Below are 20527 nucleotides of genomic sequence, written 5' to 3' on the forward strand. Positions count from 1 at the left end.
CCAGCCATAGATTGCTGTGCCGGACTATGGTTTGATGTGTTCGGGAGCGATTCGTGGAGGCCAAGACCACGACATTCGGAAAGGACACACCGTTCTTTGTTTTGAGGGGCGAGCGCACTCCGTCAACTCAGACCAAAGACCAACTCCACCTATGCCGCCTGTTTAAGTTAAAAAAACTCCCCGCTTGTTTGCTTTAGTGGGATCGCTTCAGCAACACTGTTCATTTGACCCGATCACCTATCGCGCAAGCTTCAACTGAAATCAGTCCGTCCGGCACACCAACATGACCACTGACGACGATACCGACGATGCTTCCCCCGGCTGGGACGCCATCTCCGCACGCCTGGACCAGCTTTACCCCGGCCAGGAGCCCAAGCACTTTGGCACCCTGATCTCGCACATGATGGGCGGGCCAGACCCGCTGGACGGCATCAGCGCGTGGCGGCGCACGGACCCGGTGCCGCACTGGCACTTTGTGACCTATGGGTTCAGCGAGTTGTACGCCAAGGAGTCTGACGACCCGTTGGTGAGCGGCTATGGGTTTGAGCTGACCTTTCGGCTGGCGATAGCGCCCGGTTCCACTGAGGCTGCTGATGCAGATGCCGAGCCCCCGATGTGGGCGCTGAGCTTTTTGCAGAACCTGGCGCGCTATGTGTTCCAGAGCGGCAATGTGTTTCGCGATGGCGATTGGATGACGGCCAACGGCCCCATTGCGCTGGGGCAGGCCACGCAGATCTGCTCGATGGGCTTTGCTACCGACCCAGAGCTGGCGGAGCCGCTGGCCACGCCCAATGGCGCGGTGGCATTCTTGCAGGTGGTGGGCCTGACGCTGGATGAGGAGCGCGCGGCCAAGCAGTGGCGCACGCGCAACCTGCTGGACGTGCTGGCCCCGCACATGCCGCTGTGGGTGACCGACCTGGCGCGCAGCTCGCTGCTGGCCAACCCGGTGGTGAAGCAGTTGGTGGTCGAGGGGTCGCAGCGCGACGGGTCGTCGAGCGGATTTTTGTTTACCGATGTGCTGGGCCTGGCGCAGACCAAGCGGCTGCTGCGCAAGCCGCTGACGCAAATCACAGTGGGTGCCCGACAGGTGGATGAGCTGGTGGCCCTGCTGCCACTGCGCCTGCCGTTTGGCCGCACGCTGCGCGTGGCGGGGCACCAGTGGCAACTGCTGTTGCAGCCGACTGAAACCGAGAATGCGGTGGAGTGGCTGGCAGACGATGAGGGCGCCGTGCTGCACCTGACCAACGCCACGGTGCAGCAACTACAGCAAACGCTGCAGCCGCGCGCGGGCACCTATGTGCTGCCGCTGCTGCCTGGGGTGCAGTGGCAAGTGGAGAAGACGACCATCAAGGATTCGACGGGCAAGGTCGTCGATGTGATCGGCTGATCAATCAGCCTTTCAGTTCATAACACGCTGTGGCCGACGGCTGCGTGGCTGGCAGCCAATCGACCCCAGGCGCGGATACCCCAAATGGGTTTGCATTCCACCGTGTGACTAGGCGGGACGCCGCAGACAGTGCTGTAGCACGGCAAGGCGCCCCAACGACGGCAGGCGGTCGAAGGCAAAGCCGTGCTTATTCTTGCTTGGTTTGCTTCCAAATGCGGTCGGCGCGCTCCCAAGCTGCCTTGGCTGCGGGCTCGGCGTCCTTCCAATCCAGGCGACTGGTTTCGCGGTCAGACTCCCAGCGCGTCTGCAGGTGGCCGCGCGCCTCGTCCCAGTCGCCACGCCCGTCGATCACGCTCTGGTAACCGTGGCGGTAGGCGGGCGCGTAGTCTTCGTAGGTGTAGGCATCGGAGTAATAGGGCTCCCGGCCATAGGCGTCGCGCCAGTAGGCGTCTTCGGCCGTGGGGTTGACGGCTTCTGCCGCGCCCTTGCCAGCCAGGCCGCCCACGACGGCGCCGACAACTGCTCCCACGGCAGTGCCAATGGGGCCGCCGACGGAGCCAACAGCCGCGCCGGTGACCGCACCACCCGCCGCGCCGATGCCGGTGCCGACAGGGTGGGCGCCGGGTGCGCCGGTGATGGGATCAGGGTTGAGGTCTGGGTTGATGGTGTCTCGGGCCATGGTGTGCTCCTGGTGTTGTCGGGTGGAACTCCATGGTCCATGGGCCCGCGCTGGCGTGGCGTAGGCAAACGGCCCAATGCCGTGCCAGAGGGCAGGGCCTACCTACAGCACCCTGCGCGGCGCGGCCGTGGCCACATCGCCGCTGTTGGGCGTGCCGGTCGATTCGATGAGCAGGATATGCGCCTCGGCACTCGCGCGCGGACGGTGCTGCACGCCCTTGGGCACCACGTAGAGCTGGCCGGGGTGCAGGGTGACCAGGGCGCCGTCGGGCAGGTCGATCTCCACAGTGCCTTGCAGCACCAGGAAGAAGTCGTCGGTGTCGGGGTGGCTGTGCCACTGGTACTCGCCCGCGATCTTGGCGACCATGATGTCGTGGCCGTTGAACTCGGCCACGGTGCGCGGGGACCAGTGGTCGGTGAACTGGGTGAGCTTGTGGGCCAGGTCGATGGCGGGGACGACGGTGGGGATGTGGGTGGTGTCAGGCATGGGGGTGACTTTGTTTGGTTGCATTACCGCGTGGATGGGCGGGTTGCCTGAAGTGTCTCCACCGGGCGCGGGGCGGTCTTGTACATTTGTTGCATGCATGCCGGGGACCCAAGTTCCTCCTCTTCCTCTTCGTCTCCCGCGTCGCCCAGCCCGCGCGACTGGGCCGAGATGCGGCCGCTGGCGTCGGGCGGGGTGACGCTGCTCAACGCGCATTTCACGCAGCACCGGTTCGAGCGGCACAGCCACGAGACGTATTCGATTGGCGTCACGCGCTCGGGGGTGCAGACCTTTGCGTGCCGGGGCGCGCGCCATGCCAGCCTGGCGGGCGATGTGATCTTGTTCAACCCCGATGAGCCGCACGACGGCAGCCGCGGCACAGAGGCGGGGTTCGGCTATTCCATGCTGTACGTGGATGCCGCGCTGGTGCATGCGTGGATGGGCGACCGTGGCGCGGCCGGTGGCGGCGCGCACGACCGCAGCAGCATGGCCACCCGCTACTTCAAGGCGCCGCTGGTGCACGACCCGCAGGGCGCGCTGCTGCTGCAGCAGGCCGTGGCGGCGGTGGCCGAGCGGCAGGAGTCGTTGCACGGTGAGGAGCGCACGGCCGCGGCCATGGTGGCGCTGCTGGGCCGGCATGGCGAGCTGCGCCGGCCCTGGGCGGCCACCAGCCAGGACGCGGGCCGCACCCGCATGGCCCTGGTGCGCGAGTACCTGGATGCGCACTTTGCCGACGACGTGACGGTGCAGGCCCTGGCCACGCAGGCCGGCCTGTCGCGCGCACACCTGACGCGGGCGTTTACCGCCACCTACGGCATGGCGCCGCACGCCTACCTGAACATGGTGCGCGTTCGCCAGGCGCAGGCCGCCCTGCGGCAGGGTGGCGCGGTGGCCGACGTGGCGGCGGCCTGCGGCTTTGCCGACCAGAGCCACCTGACGCGGCGCTTCAAGGGGCAGGTGGGCGTGGCGCCGGCACGGTGGGTGGAGCAGATGCGGTGCGGCTAACGGGCCCTCGTCAATCGCCAAGAGGTGGGTGTTGCGCCCACCGCACAGGCCATAGGTGCCCGCACCTAAGTTGCTGCACCGCGCTGTAAGCGTTTGCAACCGGATGCTAGAGTGCGCGGGCGGGTTCGCCCGCCTGCGTGGGGAGCGCAGTACCACCCAACAAAGAGTCCAACATCCATCATGCGTTTCCTGACGAGATACTTCCGCGCGCTGGTTCTGATCACCGCTGCGCTGGCCCTGGTGGGCTGCACCGCGCCTCGGGCCAAGCCGGACGCCGACCTCAAGGCCAAGCAGTTCACGCCCCAGGCCGAAACGGCTTCGCTCTACATCTACCGCAGCGAGATGACCGGCGCATCCGCCCCGATGACGGTCAGCGTCAACAACCAGTCGCTGGGCAAGACCAACGCCCGCACCTACTACCACCTGGAGGTGGCGCCGGGAAGCTACACCGTGGTTTCGTCGGCCGACAACACCTCCACAGTCACCGTCGACGCCGAGGCGGGCAAGAGCTACTACGTGTGGCAGAAGGTCACGATGAGCATGGGCTCGGGCACGGCGCGCGCCCAGGTGTCGCTGGTGAACGAGGCCCAGGGCCAAAAGGGCGTGCTGGCCAGCAAGCTGCTGACCACCAAGGTGCGCCCCAGCGCGTTTGGCGTCGCCCCGGCAGCTGGCAGCACGCCGGAGGCGCCGGCACCCGCACCGGTGGCACGCCCTGCAGCGCAAGGGCCAAGGCCCGCGTCACCTACGGCAACCGCCGCGATGTCGATGCCGCATTTCGTGCCCGACGCCAAGCCTAGGAGCCGCGTCGCCGGGCCAGCAGCAGCACCAGCAGCCGCAGCAGCCCCCGCCGCGCAAAGCGTGCCCACCGCCGCCACCGTGCCCGTGGCGGGCCCTGCCCAGCCCGCACGGCCAGCGCCAGCCCCCACCACGACCGCTGCGGCCCCTGCCATGCCGGCCGGCCAGAAGGAATCGCGCCTGCAGTGGCTCAAGCAGATGCGCGATGCCAACCTGATCTCGTCGGGCGAGTACGAGACCAAGCGCCAGCAGGTGCTGAGCGCGCCCTGATCGGTCTACCGATCTACCGATCTTTCAAGTCAGTGTTTCCTCCGGGCAGGAGGACCCCCTGGGGTTCGGCTGCCTGCGCGCGGAACTTCAGCAACCCCAATTCCGAGATCAATACCCATGCGTTTGACAAGATTCTTGAGTGCCCTCGCCCTGGGCACCACCGTGCTGGCCCTGGTGGGTTGCGGCACCATCACCCCGCAAGCCCTTGACGGCAAGCAACTGGAGAGCCTGAAGAACCAAACCCTGGCCTCGACCGCCCGGGAGAAATCTGACTTTGGCATGCTTACGCCGGGCTCGGCCATGGTGGGCGGACTGATCGGTGGGCTGATCATGATCAGTGCGGGCAACAAGCTTGTTGCAGACCACAACCTGCAAGATCCGGCCGTACCCATCTCCCTTGGTCTGGCGAGGGTGCTGGAGAACCATCAGGGCACGCGCCTTGTAGCTCCCGCATTAGCAACGGACGTCGTCGAGGCCCCGCAAATCGCAGCCGCTGGCAAGGGCAAGGCCAAGTTCGTACTCGATGTCAAGACGACCGGTTGGCATGCCTCCTACTTTCCGACGGTTTGGGGGCGATACCGGGTCAACTATTGGGGGATAGCACGGCTGATCAATGTAGACACCCAAGCCGTCGTCGCGCAAGGGTATTGCCGTCGCACGCCTGAGGCCAACAGCAAGGCGCCCACTTATGACGAGCTCTGGGCTGACCAGGCAGCGGTCGCGAAAAGGGAGCTTGAACTGATCGCGCAGGAGTGCGTGCAGATGCTCGCAACGCAGATGTTCCCTGGGGCCGCCATACCAGCGCACGCCATGGCGCCCGCTGTCGCAACGCCCGTATCCCCCGCGGCACAAACCACGTCGACAACCCTGTCTGCGGTCCCTGCCGCAGCGCCAACACCCGTACCGGCGCCTGTCGCCGTGGCAGCGCCTGCTGCGGCAGCCCCGGCGCCCGTGACGGCCAGCCCAGCGGCACCCGCGGCCCCGGCAGGCGCCACCGTGTCGATGCCGTTCGTGCCAGACTCCAAGCCAGTGGGCCGTGTCGCCCCGCCAGCACCCGCAGCAGCCCCTGCAGCGCAAAGCGTGCCCACCACCGCTACTGTGGCCGTGGCAAGCCCTGCCCGGCCCGCACCTGCAGCAACGGCTGCCGCCGCCGCGCCCATGCCCGCCAGCAAGAAGGAATCGCGCCTGCAGTGGCTCAAGCAGATGCGCGATGCCAACCTGATTTCGTCGGGTGAGTACGAGACCAAGCGCCAGCAGGTGCTGAGCGCGCCCTGACAGACCAGGGCAGGCCACCATCCATCCATCGAAGGGCCCGCAAGGGCCCTTCTCTCATTGCGCGCCGGTATCCGCCTGTAGGACATTGCGCACCCGCTTTGCCCGCCGCATCCGACCGGCCGATCGGCCCGGACATGGTCCGATAGACCCTTTGCATTGATAGGAGCCAAACCATGTCTGAAAAGAAAGCCAGCGTTCACTGGGAAGGTGCGGGTAAGACCGGCCAGGGCCAGGTGAGCACCGAGACCGGTGCGCTCGACAAGCACCCCTATGGCTTTGGCAGCCGCTTTGGCGATGACCGCAAGGGCACCAACCCCGAGGAGATCGTGGGGGCGGCGCATGCCTCGTGCTTCACCATGGCGTTTGCCTTTGCGGCTGAAAAGGCGGGCATTGCCACCGAGGTGATCGACACCACGGCGGCGGTGCGACTGACCAAGGAGGGCGATGGCTTCGTCATCGACCGCATCGCCCTCACGCTCAAGGCCAAGGCGCCAGGGCTGGACGACGCAGCCTTCCAGAAGCTGGCGGCCGATGCCAAGGCCAACTGCCCGCTGTCGAAGGCACTGGCCGCGGTGCCGGAGATCACGCTGACGGCGACGTTAGTCCACTGACTACTGCCGTGACGCGGTGCAGCTGGGCGCGGGCGGGCTGCGCCACGCCATCGCGCAGCTCGCGCCGCAAAATCTTGCCCACGCTGGACTTGGGCAAGGCATCGACAAACACGATCTGCCGGGGCACCTTGTAGGGGGTGAGCTCCCGGCGGCAGTGCTCGGCAATGTCCTGTGTGCTCACGCGCACCTCGGGTATGCGCACCACGTACAGGCGCAGGGCTTCGCCGGTCTTGTCGTCGGGCACGCCGATGCAGGCGCATTCGAGCACGCCGGGGCAGGCGGTGGCCACGGCCTCCACTTCGTTGGGGAAGACGTTGAAGCCCGAGACGAGCACCATGTCCTTCTTGCGGTCCACGATCTTGAGAAAGCCGCGCTCGTCCATTTGCCCCACGTCCCCTGTGCGAAAGTACCCGTCCGCCGTGAAGGCGGCGGCATTGGCCTCGGGCTTTTGCCAGTAGCCGGACATGACCTGCGGGCCTTTTACACACACTTCTCCTGCTTCGCCCACGGGCACTGGCTGGTCGTTGTCGTCGAGCAGTTGCACATCGGTCGACGGCAGGGGCAGGCCGGTGGTGCCGGTGAACTCGCTGACATAGGCGGGGTTGAAGGTGACGACGGGGCTGGTCTCGCTGAGGCCATAACCTTCGCGGATGAACTGGCCCGTGAGGGCCTGCCAGCGGGCAGAGACCGAGGCGATGATGGCGGAGCCCCCGCCACCCGCCAGCCGCAGGTTGGAAAAGTCGATCTCCTGCGTGCGCGGGTGCGCGGTCAGGCCTGCGTACAAGGTGTTGACGCCCATGAACACGCTGGGGTGCGCGGCCTTCATCACGCCGATCAGGGCGTCGAGGTCGCGCGGAGTGGGCACCAGCCAGTTGTGCGCGCCCACCGAGAAGTAGGTGACTAGGTTCACCATCAGCGCGAAGATGTGGTACAGCGGTATGGCCGTGACGATGGACTCCTGCCCGGGGCGCAGGGCATCGGGCATGAAGGCCTTGAACTGCTCCACGTTGGCCACCAGGTTGCGGTGCGTGAGCATGGCCCCCTTGGACAGGCCCGTGGTGCCGCCGGTGTACTGCAGAAAGAGCAGGTCATCCCCCGCCAGCCGCACGGGCTTGAAGGCCAGGCCAGCGCCCTGTGCCAGGGCCTTGCCCAGCGCGGTGGTGGGCAGCGCCAGGCCAGCATCCACCGGCGGGCCGGGCAGCGCGGCCGGGCTACCGTCGCCAGGCGCCACGGTAACGATGCTGTGCAGGTCCACCCGGCCCTGGATGGCTGCCAGCGTGGCGGTGGCGCCGGCATAGATGACGAGGACCTTGGCGCCGGCATCGTGCAGCTGGTGCTCCAGCTCGCGCGGGGTGTACAGGGGGTTCACGTTGACCTGCACAGCGCCGGCCCGGGCAATGCCCAACAGCACGATGGGGAAGGCCAGGAGGTTGGGGCACATCACGGCGATGCGGTCGCCCTTGCGCACCTGCAGCACGTTCTGCAGGTAGGCTGCGAACGCGCGCGAGAGGTGGTCCACGTCGGCATAGGTCAGCGTCTGCCCCAGGCAGGTGAATGCCGGGTGGTGGGCGTAGCGCAGCATGGCCACGTCGAGCAGGTGCACGATGGAGCGGTGCGCGTCGGCGTTGATGTGGGCGGGGATGGTGCCGTAGCTGGCCAGCCAGGGTTGGGGGTGCATGGGGGAGGTCTCCTTGAGCGGTGTCTTCTTGTGGACAAGCGCAGCCCCGGCCATGCGGGGCTGCGCATGGGTCAGCACTCAGCGCAAGGCGCCGGCCAGCGCGGCGAAAGCCAGGCGGTCATAGTTGTGCGTGAAGGCCGTGTTGGGGATGGGGTGCGACGAGAGCTTGACCACCACCAGCTGGGCGGCCGGGTTGATGTGGATGTGCTGGCCCATCAGGCCCTTGGCCTCGTAGCTGCCGTCCACGTCGTGCGGCAGCCACCAGTGGTTGTGGTACGAGTAACCGTTGCGCATGGTCTGTCCGGAGGCCTTGAACTTCTCGGGGTCGGCGCCCTTGCGCAGCTCGGCCACGGTGGCGGTGGAGATGATCTGCTTGCTGTTGAAGTGGCCGTTGCGGCGCAGCATTTCGCCCAGGCGGCCCAGGTCGCGCAGCGTGGCGTTGATGCCCACGCTGGTGGACTGCGCGCCCGTGGGGTCGGCCCACACATAGCCGTCCTGCTCGGCACCCAGCGGGGTCCAGAGGCGCTCGGACAGCAGGGTGGCAAAGGTCTTGCCGGTTACGCGCTGCAGGATCCAGCCGATGACCTCGGTGTCCACCGACTTGTAGTTGAAGCCCTTGCCGTGCTCGCCCTCCTTCTGCACGGTGGGCAGGTAGTCGAGCATGGCCTTGGCACCGGGATAGTTGGCGGGCGCGGGCACCAGGCCGGCGGCGATGAGGTACTGGAAGATGCCCGATTGGGGATCGGCAAAGTCCTCGGCGTACTTGACGCCGGTGGTCATGTCCAGCGTCTGCTGCACGGTGGCGTCGGCCCAGGCGCTGCTGGCCAGCTCGGGCAGGTAGCGGGTGACGAGGGCGGAAGGGTCGATGAGGCCTTCGTGGATCAGCTCGGTGGCCAGCAGGCCGGTGAGCGACTTGCTCATGGACCACAGCACATGGGGCACGTGCGGCTGGTTGCCGACGTAGTGGCGCTCGTACACCACGCGGCCCTGGTGGATGACCAGCAGGCCGTCGGTATAGGTGGCCTTTTGCCAGTTGGCCAGCGTGGTCTTGGCGCCCTTGTCGTCGAGGAAGGGCAGGCCCTCGAGTTCGAGCGGCGTGGCCTGCAGTTCGCTTGCGGGGCCCGGGCCGCGCGCTATGTTGGCGGTGGGGCCCAGTTCGCGCAGGTGGTGCAGGGCCCAGCGGGCGTTGGGGTATTTGAGGATGGTGCCCAGCCGCACCTGCTTGTCGGGCGCGGGCGGAAAGCCCTGCATCAACTTGAGCGCCACGGGGTCGGTGGCGTCGGGCGGCGGCAACGCAGGCTGCGCGTGGCTGGCCTGGGCCAGGGCGAGGAGGGCGGTGGCAACGGCCAGCGACAGGGCGCGGCGGGGAGGGTGCATGGTGGAGTTCTCCAGGGGAAGGAAGGGTTGGACAGGGGAGGAGGGGCGACGGGGAAAATGAAGGGGCGCGGCTTGGGCGGGAGGGGGTCGGCTCACTGCAGGGTCATTGCTGGGCCATGGCGGGCGCAGGCCCTGCGGGCGAGGGCCGGCGCCATACCTGCGTCTTGCCGAACAGCGCGATGCCCACGTAGGCGTGCACGCGCAGCTGGTCGGTGCCGACGGGGGTGAGGGTGGCGCTGTAGGTCTTGGCGTTCTCGCGGTTGTAGATCTCGCCCTGGTGTTCGTTGGCACCGCTTGGCTTGAAGCCCGAGAGAAGGGTCATGCCCAGGGCCGGGCGCTTGTCGGCGAACTCGCTGGCCTGGCCGGGGCCGGCCATGGAGCGGTTGGCCATGACCTTGACGACCTTGCCGCACAGCGTGGCGCTGCCGCTGCTGCAGGGGGCGACCTCCACTTCGAGGTTGCCGCTTTCGGTGACCCAGCGGCCCAGCGGAGCCCGGGGTTCGGCGCCGGCCTGCTGGGCACCGGCGGGTGGCAGTGCGGCGTACAGGGTCAGCGCGGCCAGCAAGTGGAAGGCGGTGGCAGACTGCGGTGTCATGGAGGAGCCCTCGTGATGAAGTTCAGGAAGACTGCATTGAACCCAGCCCAGGTATCGGGCATTTGTCCTGGCGAGGGCTTTTGGTGTGCGCAGGTGTCGCCGCTGCGGGCGGACAAGTTGGGATACAAACCCTGTGCAGACGCGCCCGCATTGCCTGGAGAATCGAGCCCATGCAGCACCCGCATCCGCCTGAAGACCACGTACTGATCGTCGACGACGACGCCGGCATCCGCGAGCTGGCGGCCCAGTACCTGCGCAAGCAGGGCCTGCAGGTGAGCGTGGCGGCCGACGGGCGGCAGATGCGCGCGGTGCTGGCCAGCACGCGCATCGACCTCCTGGTGCTGGACCTGATGCTGCCCGGCACCGACGGCATCACCCTGTGCCGCGAGCTGCGCGGCCCCGGGGCGCCGGTGCTGCCCATCATCATGCTGACGGCGCGCAGCGACGAGGCCGACCGCATCCTGGGCCTGGAGCTGGGCGCCGACGACTATGTGACCAAGCCCTTTGCCGCGCGCGAGCTGCTGGCGCGCATCCACGCGGTGCTGCGGCGCACGCGCATGCTGCCGCCCAATCTGGCGGCGGCCGAGCCGGTGCGCGAGCTGGCCTTTGGCGACTGGCGGCTGGACACCACGGCGCGCCACCTGCTCGATGCCAGCGGCGCGGTGGTGGCCCTGTCGGGTGCGGAGTACCGGCTGCTGCGCGTGCTGCTGGACCACCCGCAGCGTGTGCTCACGCGCGACCAGCTGCTGCAGCTGACGCAGGGGCGCGATGCCGAGGTGTTCGACCGCTCCATCGACCTGCTGGTGAGCCGCGTGCGCCAGCGCCTGGGCGACGGCGTGCGCGGCTCGCGCTACATCAAGACGGTGCGCAACGAGGGCTATGTGTTCTGCGCCGCGGTGCAGCCCGTAGCGACGAACGCAGGGCCTGCCGCATGACGCGTTGGTGGCCGGGCTCGCTGTTTGGGCGCATTTTGCTGGTGCTGGCCCTGGGCCTGGCGCTGGCGCATGCGCTGACCTTCATGCTGGCGGTGACCGAGCGCAGCATGAGCATGCGCAACGCCATGGTGGGCTACCTGGCGAGCGACGTGGCCAGCTCGGCGGCGGTGCTGGAGCGCCTGCCCGCCGATGAGCGCCCCCAATGGCTCACGCGCCTGGCGCGGCGCAACTACCGCTTCGTGCTGGCCGAGCCGCTGCCGGTGCCTGCCAGCCAGTCGGCCCTGGCCGTGATGGTGGCGGGCGCCGTGGCCGCCGCGCTCCCGCCGGGGCGCACGGTGCAGGTGGTGGACCCCGGCGTGCCCGGCACCGAGCTGCGGCTGCAGCTGCGCCTGGCCGACGGCACGCCGCTGGCGGTGGACATGGATGAGCCCCGGCTGCAGGTGTCGCGCTGGGTGCTGGCGGCGCTGGCGCTGCAACTGGTGGTGCTGGTGGGCCTGTGTGCCTGGGCCGTGCGCGCGGCCACGCGCCCGCTGAACACCCTGGCCGACGCCGCCGACGCGCTGGGCCCCGCGCAGCCGGCCAACCCCCTGGCCGAGGACGGCCCGCGCGAGGTGGTGCGCGCCGCCGCGGCCTTCAACCGCATGCAGCAGCGCATACAGGCGCACCTGCAGGAGCGCATGCAGATCCTGGCGGCGGTGTCGCACGACCTGCAGACCCCCATCACGCGCCTGCGGTTGCGCGCCGACCTGCTGGACGACACGGCCCTGCGCGACCGGCTGCACGCCGACCTGGCGGAGATGCAGTCGCTGGTGGAGGAGGGCATTGCCTACGCGCGCTCGCCCCAGGCCGTGCGCGAGCCGCTGCAGCGCGTGGACCTGCGCGCGCTGGTGGAAAGCTTGGCCATGGACTACGCCGACGCGGGCATGCCGGTGCGCGTGCTGCTCGCGGTGGACGGCATCTGCGACACGCGCCCACAGGCGCTGCGCCGGCTGCTGTGCAACCTGGTGGACAACGCGCTCAAGTTCGCGGGCAGTGCCGAGCTGGCGGTGGAAGCCGGAACACAGGGCCCCTGGTGCGTACGCGTGCTGGACCGCGGCCCGGGCATACCCCAGGCGGACCTGGCCACCGTGCTGCAGCCCTATGTGCGGCTGGAGGATTCGCGCAACCGCGGCACCGGCGGCACGGGCCTGGGCCTGGCCATTGCGAACGAGCTGGCGCAGGCGCTGGGCGGGCGCCTGGTGCTGGCGCCGCGCGAGGATGGCGGCGAGGGGCTGGAAGCGCGGGTCGAGCTGCCGGGGTAGCGCTGCCGCCAGGCCACGCTGGTACAGTGCCCTTTCCGTGGATTGACTCGTGACAGGGAACGCCATGACAGACAGCAGCAACAGCAAGCAGCAGCAGCACATCCGCATCGGCATCGGGGGCTGGACCTTCGAGCCCTGGCGCGACAACTTCTACCCCGCCGGCCTGTCGCACGCCAAGGAGCTGCACTACGCCAGCCGCCAGCTCACGGCCATCGAGGTCAACGGCACCTACTACAGCACCTTCAAGCCGCCGACCTTTGCCAAGTGGCATGGCGACACGCCCGAGGGCTTCATGTTCTCGCTCAAGGCCAACCGCTTTGCGACCAACCGGCGCGTGCTGGCGGAGGCGGGCGATTCGATCAGCCGCTTTGTCGACAGCGGTATCTCCGAGCTCAAGGACAAGCTCGGCCCCATCGTCTGGCAGTTCATGCCCACCAAGCAGTTCGAGCCGGGGGATTTCGAGGCCTTTCTGGCCCTGCTGCCCAAGGCCGTGGATGGCCGCAAGCTGCGCCATGTGCTGGACGTGCGGCACGAGAGCTTTGCCACGCCGGCCTTCATCGCACTGGCGCGCCGGTACGGCTGTGTGCCGGTGCATACCGATTCGGAAAAATTCCCGGCCATTGCCGATGGCGCGGCCGATTTTGCCTACCTGCGGCTGATGCGCAGCCAGGCCGACGTGCCCACCGGCTACACGCCTGAGGCGATTGCACAGTGGGCCCAGGGCGTGCGCAGCTGGACCGGCGGCGAGCGCCCGCGCGACGTGTTCGTGTACTTCATCAACGGCGCGAAGGAGCGGGCGCCGGCAGGGGCCATGGAGCTGATCAAGCAGCTCGGCCTGCGCGCCTGAGGCCTACACGGTTTCGCGCTGCGTGAAGCCCTGCGGCGCTTCGCCGCCATCGGGCACGTTGCCCACCACCACGCGATCCACCTGCGCCTGCGCGGGCCCCTGGTGCGCCCAGTCGACGAGGGCCTGCACGGCCTGCGGGGTGCCCCAGGCGCAGGCCTCCACCCGGCCATCGCTGCGGTTGCGCACCCAGCCCTGCACGCCCAGGCGCTCGGCGGCCTGGACCATGGACCAACGGTAGCTCACGCCCTGCACATGGCCGGTGATCAACAGGTGGCGGGTGATGGTTTCTTCATTCATGGGGGCACTGTACCGCGAGCCTTGCAGGGTGGGCACGCCGGGCGCACACTGCCCCACATGACTGCACGCAAGGCCCTACCGGCCATCGACACCGACCGCTGCACTGGCTGCGGCTGGTGCATAGGCGTGTGCCCGCCGCATGTGCTGTCGCTGCAGGTGCAGGGGCCGCAACCCTGGGGCCCCAAGCGCTCCACGCTGCACGACGAGGCGGGCTGCACGGGCTGCGCGCTGTGTGCGGTGCGCTGCCCGTTCGATGCGATACGCATGGTGCGCACCGACCCTGGACCACTACCACAGTCTGCGCAGTGAACTGCGAAAAAAATACCGCGACGAGATGCGCAAAATGGGTCGCATTTCCTGAAGAAAGCCTTTTCAAGTCATAGACTTGGCGATGCTTTTGAAGTCGCAATATTTTTCGCAGTACACCCACCCTTCACAGATGCAACCCCTGCTGCCAGCAACGCGCCGATTGGGCCCCTTGCTGGAGCAGGCGCATGGCCTGGTCCGCGGGGCCGACCGGCTGTCGGGCCTGTGCCAGCCCGGGGCCCTGGGCGGGCTGCGCGGATTGCTGCGGGCGATGAATGCGTACTACGCCCAAAAGTTCGAGGGTCTGAAAATGCAGCCGCTGGAGATCGAGCAGGCCCTGCGCGGCGAGCGGGCCGCCGATCCGGAAAAGGCCGGGCGCCAGCGGCTGGCGCTGGCGCACATGGCCACCGAGGCCCAGCTGGAAATGCGGTGGCCCGCGTGGGATGCCAAAACGGTGTGGTCGCCCCAGATGGTGTGCGACATCCACCAGGATGTGTACGCGCGCCTGCCCGAAGCGGACCGGGCCTTGAAAGGGGGCGCCACGCTGCGGCCCGGTGCGCTGCAATCCGGGCCCGCAAAAGTACGAGCGTTGCTGGAGCAGTGGGGCCATTTCTACGGCGGCGTCCACGGGGGCGGCATGCCGGTGCTGGCCATGGCCGCGTCGCACCAGCGCCTGCTGGGGATACAGCCGTTCCGCGAGGGCAGTGGCCGCGTGGCCGGGCTGCACACCCATCTGGTGCTGGGGCACCTGGGCCTGACCAATGGCCTGTGGTCGCCGCTGCGCGGGTTCGCGCGCAGCCAGGATGCCTACCGCGCCCACCTGGCTGCGGCCACCGATGCCCGCGGCCTGGAGGCGTGGATCGGCTATGTGCTGGCCCAGTGCGCGGAACAGGTGCAGCTGATGACCGGCCTGCTGGCGCCACAGGACATGCAGGACCGCATCGCGGCCTGCCTGGGCTTCGAGGAGCATGTGGTCAAACAGGGGGTTCGCACCGAGTCCTTGCGCGCATTGCACTACCTGTTCGTGACGCAGGGGGCCCTGGAGCGCCGGGACTTCAAGGCGATGCTGGGGCTGGGCGAGCGCATGGCCACCACGCAGATCAGCGCACTGCTGCAGCGCGGCCTGCTGGAGACCGATTCGCCACACGGCAAGCTGCGTTTTGGCGTGCCGCAGCACGCGCTGCGCTTTTACTTTCCGAAGCTGTGGCCCGAGGCGGAACGCGGGGCGTAGCGGTATTGCACAGTGCGTGCGCCACACCCCCCTTGACGGCCCCCACGCCCAATCCGCTACACTGGCAGCCATGTCGTACACCTCCATCCACACCGCACGTGCTGCCGCTGCCCCCATGGGCACCTGCATGATGCTGCCTGCGTTCACGCGGGCGATGGGTGCACGAATGATTACCACCATTACCCCCGCGGCCACCTGAGCACGCGCAGGTGGCCGTTTCGGCAGCCACCTGGTGATCGCTCTCCCCTCCTCCCCGGAATGAACGAATGAAACCCAGCTCTGGCAGCTGGGTTTTTGTTTTGTTTGTTTTTTGGCTGCCTGGCAGCCAGCAACCCGGAGAAGGAAGTCCTATGTACCGCGATCCCGTTCAGTCCCTAGCGCCCCAGCAGCACGACCGCATTGCCAGCGCCATGGCCATGCCGGCTGCCACCCGCCCCCTGCGCGTGGGCATGATCGGCATTGGCACCGTGGGTGCGGGCACCTTCCGCGTGCTGGCGCGCAACCAGGCCACCATTGCCGGGCGTGCGGGGCGCGGCATCGAGGTGGTGGTGGTGGCCGCGCGCAACCTGGCGCGCGCGGCCGGCGTGGTGGGCACGGGCGTGGCGCTGACCAACGACCCGATGCAGGTCGCCACCCACCCCGACGTGGACGTGGTGGTGGAGGCCGCGGGCGGCACCGGCCCCGCGCGCGAGTGGCTGCTGGCGGCCATGGCGGCGGGCAAGCACGTGGTGACGGCCAACAAGGCACTGCTGGCGGTGCATGGCAATGAGCTGTTTGCCGCCGCGCGCCAGCATGGCGTGGCGCTGGCCTACGAGGGCGCGGTGGCCGTGAGCATCCCCATCATCAAGGCGCTGCGCGAGGGCCTCACGGCCAACCACATCGAGTGGGTGGCGGGCATCATCAACGGCACCACCAATTTCATCCTGAGCAAGATGCGCGACGAGGGCCTGGGGTTTGCAGAGGCGCTGGAACAGGCGCAGGCCCTGGGCTATGCCGAGGCCGACCCGGCCTTCGACATCGAGGGCGTGGACGCAGCGCACAAGATCACGCTGCTGGCGGCCAATGCCTTCGGCATGCCGGTGCGCTTTGCCGATGCGCAGGTGGAGGGCATCACCGCGCTGCAGGGGCTGGACGTGGCGTGTGCCGAACAGCTGGGCTACCGCATCAAGCTGCTCGGCGTGGCGCGAAAACGGTCGGATGGCGTGGAACTGCGCGTGCAGCCTGCACTGGTGCCGGCCACGCACCTGCTGGCGCATGTCAACGGGTCGATGAACGGCATCCTGGTCAAGGGCGATGCGGCCGGGGTGACGATGTACTACGGCGCGGGGGCCGGGTCGGAGCAGACGGCATCGGCCGTGATTGCCGACCTGGTGGACGTGGCGCGGCTCGATGGCACCCACGCCGCGCAGCGCGTGCCGCACCTGGGCTTTCACGCCCATGCGGTGGACGAACACCTGGCCGTGCTGCCGCGCGCCGCTGTGCACACGCGCCACTACCTGCGCGTGCCCGTGCACCTGGCGCAGGACATCGGCGCTGTGGGCGCCTGGCTGGCCGCCCAGCAGGTGCCGGTGGCGCAGGTGGCGCTGGCAGCAGACAAGGCATTGCCCCCTGGCAGTGGCGCCCAGGTGCTGGTGCTGACCGATGCGGTGGCCCAGGCCACGGTGGACCTGGCCGTGCATGCGCTGGCGGCGCACCCGGCGGTGGCCGGGCCGGTGACCACGCTGCGCGTGGAGATGCTCGACGCCTAGAGAGGAATCAGGCGGGTGCGCCCTGCTGCACCAGCGCCGCCATCTCCAGCGCCGCAGGCGTGCCTTCGGCCGTGAGGCCGGCCACCACGCCTGCGCGGTCCGTCTCGGTGCGGTTCTGGCTGACCTTCCACACGCCCTCCCAGCGCTCCACCGCGAGCTCGATGCCGACGATGGCGCGCATCATCTGCTCGATGTACGCCGGGGGCGCATCGTCCAGGCGCCAGGGCTCGGCGCGGTGCGCTTCGTGCGCCTCGCTCAGCGTGTGCAGGATGGCGCGCAGCGTGGCCGGGTCGTCCTTGAGGGCGGTGAGCGTGCCGTGTGCGTGCACCGTGGCGTAGTTCCAGGTGGGCACCTGCTTGCCGTCAATGGCCTTGGAGGGGTACCAGGTGGGCGAGATGTAGGCCTGCGGCCCGTGGAAGATGGCCACTGCGGTCTGCGCCAGCAGCGGCCATACGCTGTTGGCGCGCGCCACGTGGCCGACCAGCGTGCCGTGCTCGCCGCGCGTGGGGTCGAGGTACAGCGGCACATGGTTGGCGTGCAGGGCGCCTTGGTGCGTGATGACCAGCGTGGCCAGGGGCTGGGCACGCACCAGGGACTGCAGCACGGCGGCATCGGCCACGCGGAACTGGCGGTTGGCATTGGCCATGGCTCAGCCCCCTTCGCTCAGTTGCAACACGGGCGCGCAGTCGATCTGCGTCTTGACCGAGTTGGCCAGGAAGCACGAGGTGTGGGCCTTGTGGTGCAGGTCACCCAGCTGCTCGGCGCTGGGTGCGTGGGCCGCATCGAAGCGGGTGACCGGCTTGAGCTGCACATGGGTGACGACGAGCTGGCCGGCCTCGTTCTTGGCCATGGTGCCCACCGCCGCATCGCTGTAGCTGTCGAGCCGATAGCCCGCGCGGCTGGCGAAGTCCATGAACCACAGCATGTGGCAGCTCGACAACGACGCGACGTAGGCCTCCTCGGGGTCGACCGCGGTCGCATCGGAGTAGGGCACGGGCACGACATGCGGCGAGGACGATGCGGCCACGCTGGCACCGCCGTCGAACTGCCAGGTGTGGGCGCGGTGGTAGCGCTTGTCGAGGAAATCGTCGCTGCCGCGTTGCCAGGTGATGGTGGCGTAGTGCTCTGCCATGGGGGTGCTTTCTCGTGGGGGGTGCCTACAATGGTTCCTCAGTTTATGGCAGTGTTACCACATCCAGGGGGCCAATTCATGCCGATTGCCAGAGCCAATCCGACACTCAGCACCACGCTGCGCCAGCAGGTCTACGAGCGCCTGCGCGGCGCCATCGAGCAGGGCAGCCTGCGCGCGGGTACGCGGCTGCCGCCATCGCGCGAGCATGCCGCGGCGCTGGGCGTGTCGCGCAACACGGTGCTGTGGGCCGTGCAGCGCCTGCAGGCCGAGGGCTATGTGGAGGCGCGCGTGGGCGATGGCACCTATGTCTCGCAGGCGGCCGGGGGCACCACCCGCAGCCAGCAACTGGTGGCGCCGCCACGCGGCCTGTCGCGGCGCGGGCAGCTGATCGCCGACACGGCGGCGCGCTGGAACCCGCCGGTGGCGGTGGCGCGGGCCTTTCGCATGGGGGCACCCGAGGTGGACACGTTTCCGTACGCGGTGTGGGACCGCCTGGCGCGCCAAGCCGGCCCCGGCCAGCGCGCGGCGCGCGCGCAGTACCTGGACCCGGCCGGTGACCCGCAGCTGCGCGAGGCGGTGGCACAGTGGCTGTGGGCATCGCGCGGCATCCGCTGCGATGCGGCGCAGGTGGTGGTGTGCTCGGGCTCGCAGCAGGCCATCGACCTGATCGCACGGCTGCTGCTGGACGTGGATGACGAGGTGCTGGTGGAAGACCCCGGCTACCCCGGCATACGCGCCGCGCTGCTGGGCCACGGCGTGCGGGCCCGGCCCATGGCCATGGACGGTGAGGGCGCCTGCATTGCCGAGGCCACCGAGCGCTGGCCCGGCGCGCACATGGCGGTGGTGACGCCCACGCACCAGTACCCCACGGGCGTGCGCATGGGCCTGGCGCGGCGCCAGGCGCTGCTGCAGTGGGCGCGCACACACGATGCCTGGGTGGTGGAGGACGACTACGACGGCGAGTTCCAGTACGGCGCGCAGCGGGTACCGGCGCTGTGCAGCCTGCCGGGTTCGGAGCGGGTGCTGTACGTGGGCACCTTCTCCAAGACGCTGCACCCGGGGCTGCGCCTGGGCTTCATCGTGGCGCCGCCGGCGCTGGTGCAGCCTTTTGCCATGGCGCGTGCCATCACCGACCGGCATGCGCCCGGCGATGCGCAGGCAGTGCTGGCGCAGTTCATTGCCGAGGGCCACCTGCTGCGCCACCTGCGCCAGATGCGCGAGCTCTACCAGGCGCGCCAGCAGGCCCTGCGCGATGCGCTGGCCGATGCCAGCGACGGCGCGCTGCAGCTGGCCGCGAGCGACCGCGGCATGCACCTGCTGTGCGAACGCGCGCCCGGCAGCGACGACGAAACCCTGTGCCGCCAGGCCCAGGCGGCGGGGGTGATGCTGGCGCCGCTGTCGCGCTATGCGATGGAGTCGCAGCGGCGGGGCTGGCTGTTTGGCTACGCGGGCTTTGATGTGCCGGAGATCAAGTCAGCAGCCCGCATCGTGGGCAAGCTCGCCCAGCGCCTGCCAGGCGCCTGATCACTGCGCGCTTTTCCACCAGCCTTGCGACGGGGCGGGGTTGCGGATGTCCAGGCGCTCGCCCATCACCGGCGCCACCAGGGGCACGTTGCCGGCCGCGGCCAGTTGGGTGATGCGATCGAAGGGCTCGTGCCAGGGGTGCAGGGCCAAGTCGAAGGTGCCGTTGTGGATGGGCATCATGTGGCGGCCCTTCACGTCGCGGTGGGCCTGCAGGCTTTCTTCGGGCTGCATGTGCACGTCGGGCCACTGGGCGTCGTAGGCACCGGTTTCGACCATGGTCAGGTCGAAGGGGCCGTAGCGCTCGCCGATGGCCTTGAAGCCGTCGAAGTAGCCGGTGTCGCCGCTGAAGAAGATGCGCGTGTCGCCGGCCATGATGACCCAGGAGGCCCACAGCGTGCGGTTGCCGTCCGACAGGCTGCGGCCCGAGAAGTGCTGGGCCGGGGTGGCGACGAACTTCACGCCGCCCACGCTGGTGCCCTGCCACCAGTCGAACTGCTGCACCTTGGCGGCGGGCACGCCCCAGGCGATGAGGCGGTCGCCCACGCCCAGCGGGGTGAGGAAATGCTCGACCTTGGGCGCGAGCTTCTGGATGGCGTCGAAGTCCAGGTGGTCGTAGTGGTCGTGCGAGAGCACCACGCCGGTGATGGGCGGCAGCTCATCGATGGTGAGCGGCGGCGCGTGAAAGCGCTTGGGCCCCAGGAACTGGAAGGGCGAGGCACGCTCGGAGAACACCGGGTCGGTGAGCCAGAACTTGCCGTCGAGCTTGAGCAGCATGGTCGAATGGCCCAGGCGCCACAGGCTCTGGTCGGGCGCTGCCAGCACGTCGGCCTGGGTCAGCGGCTTGACCTCGATGGGCTTGGCGGGCACGGTGTTGGCCGGCTTGTCGGTGGCAAAGCGCCAGAAGATGGCCACGGTCTTGAAGAAGCCTGGGGCCTGGCGCGGCGCGACGTTGCGGAACTTGCCGTCCACGTACTGGGGCGACTGCTCGTACGAACCCGAGGGCAGGGTGGCACAGGAAATGATGCTGTAGGCCATGGCGGTGATTGCGGTG

General features: G+C 68.8%; 20 protein-coding genes and 1 pseudogene. 12 read left to right on the top strand and 9 right to left on the bottom strand.

Annotation, left to right across the window (positions count from 1 at the left end; genetic code table 11):
* Positions 1-283: 283 nt before the first annotated feature.
* The gene (locus AC0IZS_RS08460; protein WP_471635221.1) at positions 284-1387 is read left to right on the top strand and encodes a suppressor of fused domain protein; all 1104 of its coding nucleotides are present in this window, start codon (positions 284-286) and stop codon (positions 1385-1387) included.
* A 360-nt stretch (positions 1388-1747) separates the two neighbouring features.
* Here the strand turns inward: AC0IZS_RS08460 and AC0IZS_RS08465 are convergent.
* Positions 1748-2066: pseudogene (locus tag AC0IZS_RS08465) on the bottom strand (hypothetical protein); the annotation flags it as partial.
* Between the two features lie 102 nt (positions 2067-2168).
* Entirely contained in the window at positions 2169-2552 is a 384-nt protein-coding gene (locus AC0IZS_RS08470; protein WP_471635222.1) for a cupin domain-containing protein, read from the bottom strand.
* A gap of 93 nt (positions 2553-2645) precedes the next feature.
* Here AC0IZS_RS08470 and AC0IZS_RS08475 point away from each other — a divergent pair, with 93 nt between their 5' ends.
* From AC0IZS_RS08475 to AC0IZS_RS08490, 4 genes are all read left to right on the top strand, one after another.
* Positions 2646-3554, top strand: coding sequence for an AraC family ligand binding domain-containing protein (locus AC0IZS_RS08475; protein WP_471635223.1), 909 nt, complete (start codon positions 2646-2648; stop codon positions 3552-3554).
* Between the two features lie 180 nt (positions 3555-3734).
* Complete coding sequence (locus AC0IZS_RS08480) at positions 3735-4619, top strand: DUF2846 domain-containing protein (protein WP_471635224.1); 885 nt, start codon at positions 3735-3737, stop codon at positions 4617-4619.
* Positions 4620-4754: 135 nt separating this feature from the next.
* Positions 4755-5894 carry a hypothetical protein gene (locus tag AC0IZS_RS08485; RefSeq protein ID WP_471635225.1) on the top strand — a complete coding sequence of 380 codons (1140 nt, stop codon included), beginning with the start codon at positions 4755-4757 and terminating at the stop codon, positions 5892-5894.
* Positions 5895-6067: 173 nt separating this feature from the next.
* Complete coding sequence (locus AC0IZS_RS08490) at positions 6068-6505, top strand: OsmC family protein (RefSeq protein WP_428003007.1); 438 nt, start codon at positions 6068-6070, stop codon at positions 6503-6505.
* Here the strand turns inward: AC0IZS_RS08490 and AC0IZS_RS08495 are convergent.
* From AC0IZS_RS08495 to AC0IZS_RS08505, 3 genes are all read right to left on the bottom strand, one after another.
* Positions 6477-8183, bottom strand: a complete 1707-nt coding sequence (locus tag AC0IZS_RS08495; protein WP_471635226.1) for an AMP-binding protein — start codon at positions 8181-8183, stop codon at positions 6477-6479. The two genes, AC0IZS_RS08490 and AC0IZS_RS08495, sit on opposite strands and share 29 nt — an antisense overlap.
* 78 nt (positions 8184-8261) lie before the next feature.
* On the bottom strand, positions 8262-9560 hold the full coding sequence (locus tag AC0IZS_RS08500; protein WP_471635228.1) for a serine hydrolase domain-containing protein: 1299 nt from the start codon (positions 9558-9560) through the stop codon (positions 8262-8264).
* Positions 9561-9663: 103 nt separating this feature from the next.
* Positions 9664-10155, bottom strand: a complete 492-nt coding sequence (locus tag AC0IZS_RS08505) for a DUF2147 domain-containing protein (RefSeq protein WP_471635229.1) — start codon at positions 10153-10155, stop codon at positions 9664-9666.
* A 170-nt stretch (positions 10156-10325) separates the two neighbouring features.
* Between AC0IZS_RS08505 and AC0IZS_RS08510 the strand changes: the two genes are divergently transcribed.
* The 3 genes from AC0IZS_RS08510 (at position 10326) to AC0IZS_RS08520 (ending at position 13238) form a co-directional block, all read left to right on the top strand.
* A complete protein-coding gene (locus AC0IZS_RS08510; protein WP_471635230.1) occupies positions 10326-11090 on the top strand; it encodes a response regulator in 765 nt (254 codons plus the stop codon).
* The gene (locus tag AC0IZS_RS08515) at positions 11087-12391 is read left to right on the top strand and encodes an ATP-binding protein (RefSeq protein ID WP_471635231.1); all 1305 of its coding nucleotides are present in this window, start codon (positions 11087-11089) and stop codon (positions 12389-12391) included. Before AC0IZS_RS08510 ends, AC0IZS_RS08515 begins: the two co-directional genes overlap by 4 nt.
* A 64-nt stretch (positions 12392-12455) precedes the next feature.
* Complete coding sequence (locus AC0IZS_RS08520; protein WP_471635232.1) at positions 12456-13238, top strand: DUF72 domain-containing protein; 783 nt, start codon at positions 12456-12458, stop codon at positions 13236-13238.
* A 3-nt stretch (positions 13239-13241) separates the two neighbouring features.
* Here AC0IZS_RS08520 and AC0IZS_RS08525 read toward each other — a convergent pair whose 3' ends face one another.
* On the bottom strand, positions 13242-13535 hold the full coding sequence (locus AC0IZS_RS08525) for an acylphosphatase (RefSeq protein WP_471635233.1): 294 nt from the start codon (positions 13533-13535) through the stop codon (positions 13242-13244).
* A 57-nt stretch (positions 13536-13592) separates the two neighbouring features.
* Here AC0IZS_RS08525 and AC0IZS_RS08530 point away from each other — a divergent pair, with 57 nt between their 5' ends.
* The 3 genes from AC0IZS_RS08530 to AC0IZS_RS08540 all read left to right on the top strand — a co-directional run bounded on the left by AC0IZS_RS08530 (position 13593) and on the right by AC0IZS_RS08540 (position 16820).
* Positions 13593-13844 (top strand): ATP-binding protein, encoded by a 252-nt coding sequence (locus AC0IZS_RS08530; protein WP_471635234.1) that lies wholly within the window; start codon positions 13593-13595, stop codon positions 13842-13844.
* Positions 13845-13974: 130 nt separating this feature from the next.
* Positions 13975-15072, top strand: a complete 1098-nt coding sequence (locus AC0IZS_RS08535) for a Fic family protein (RefSeq protein WP_471635235.1) — start codon at positions 13975-13977, stop codon at positions 15070-15072.
* Between the two features lie 350 nt (positions 15073-15422).
* Entirely contained in the window at positions 15423-16820 is a 1398-nt protein-coding gene (locus AC0IZS_RS08540; RefSeq protein ID WP_471635236.1) for a homoserine dehydrogenase, read from the top strand.
* Positions 16821-16827: 7 nt separating this feature from the next.
* On the opposite strand, the gene AC0IZS_RS08545 is transcribed toward AC0IZS_RS08540, so the two are convergent.
* Together AC0IZS_RS08545 and AC0IZS_RS08550 are read right to left on the bottom strand one after the other, a co-directional pair.
* The gene (locus AC0IZS_RS08545) at positions 16828-17466 is read right to left on the bottom strand and encodes an FMN-binding negative transcriptional regulator (RefSeq protein ID WP_471635237.1); all 639 of its coding nucleotides are present in this window, start codon (positions 17464-17466) and stop codon (positions 16828-16830) included.
* A gap of 3 nt (positions 17467-17469) precedes the next feature.
* Complete coding sequence (locus tag AC0IZS_RS08550) at positions 17470-17952, bottom strand: OsmC family protein (protein ID WP_471635238.1); 483 nt, start codon at positions 17950-17952, stop codon at positions 17470-17472.
* A 78-nt stretch (positions 17953-18030) separates the two neighbouring features.
* Here AC0IZS_RS08550 and pdxR point away from each other — a divergent pair, with 78 nt between their 5' ends.
* The gene (pdxR, locus tag AC0IZS_RS08555; RefSeq protein ID WP_471635239.1) at positions 18031-19476 is read left to right on the top strand and encodes a MocR-like pyridoxine biosynthesis transcription factor PdxR; all 1446 of its coding nucleotides are present in this window, start codon (positions 18031-18033) and stop codon (positions 19474-19476) included.
* On the opposite strand, the gene AC0IZS_RS08560 is transcribed toward pdxR, so the two are convergent.
* Positions 19477-20511: an MBL fold metallo-hydrolase gene (locus AC0IZS_RS08560; protein WP_471635240.1), complete on the bottom strand. Its 1035-nt coding sequence runs from the start codon at positions 20509-20511 to the stop codon at positions 19477-19479.
* Positions 20512-20527: the final 16 nt, after the last annotated feature.

The sequence above is a fragment of the Acidovorax sp. AC410 genome (genome assembly GCF_979253235.1).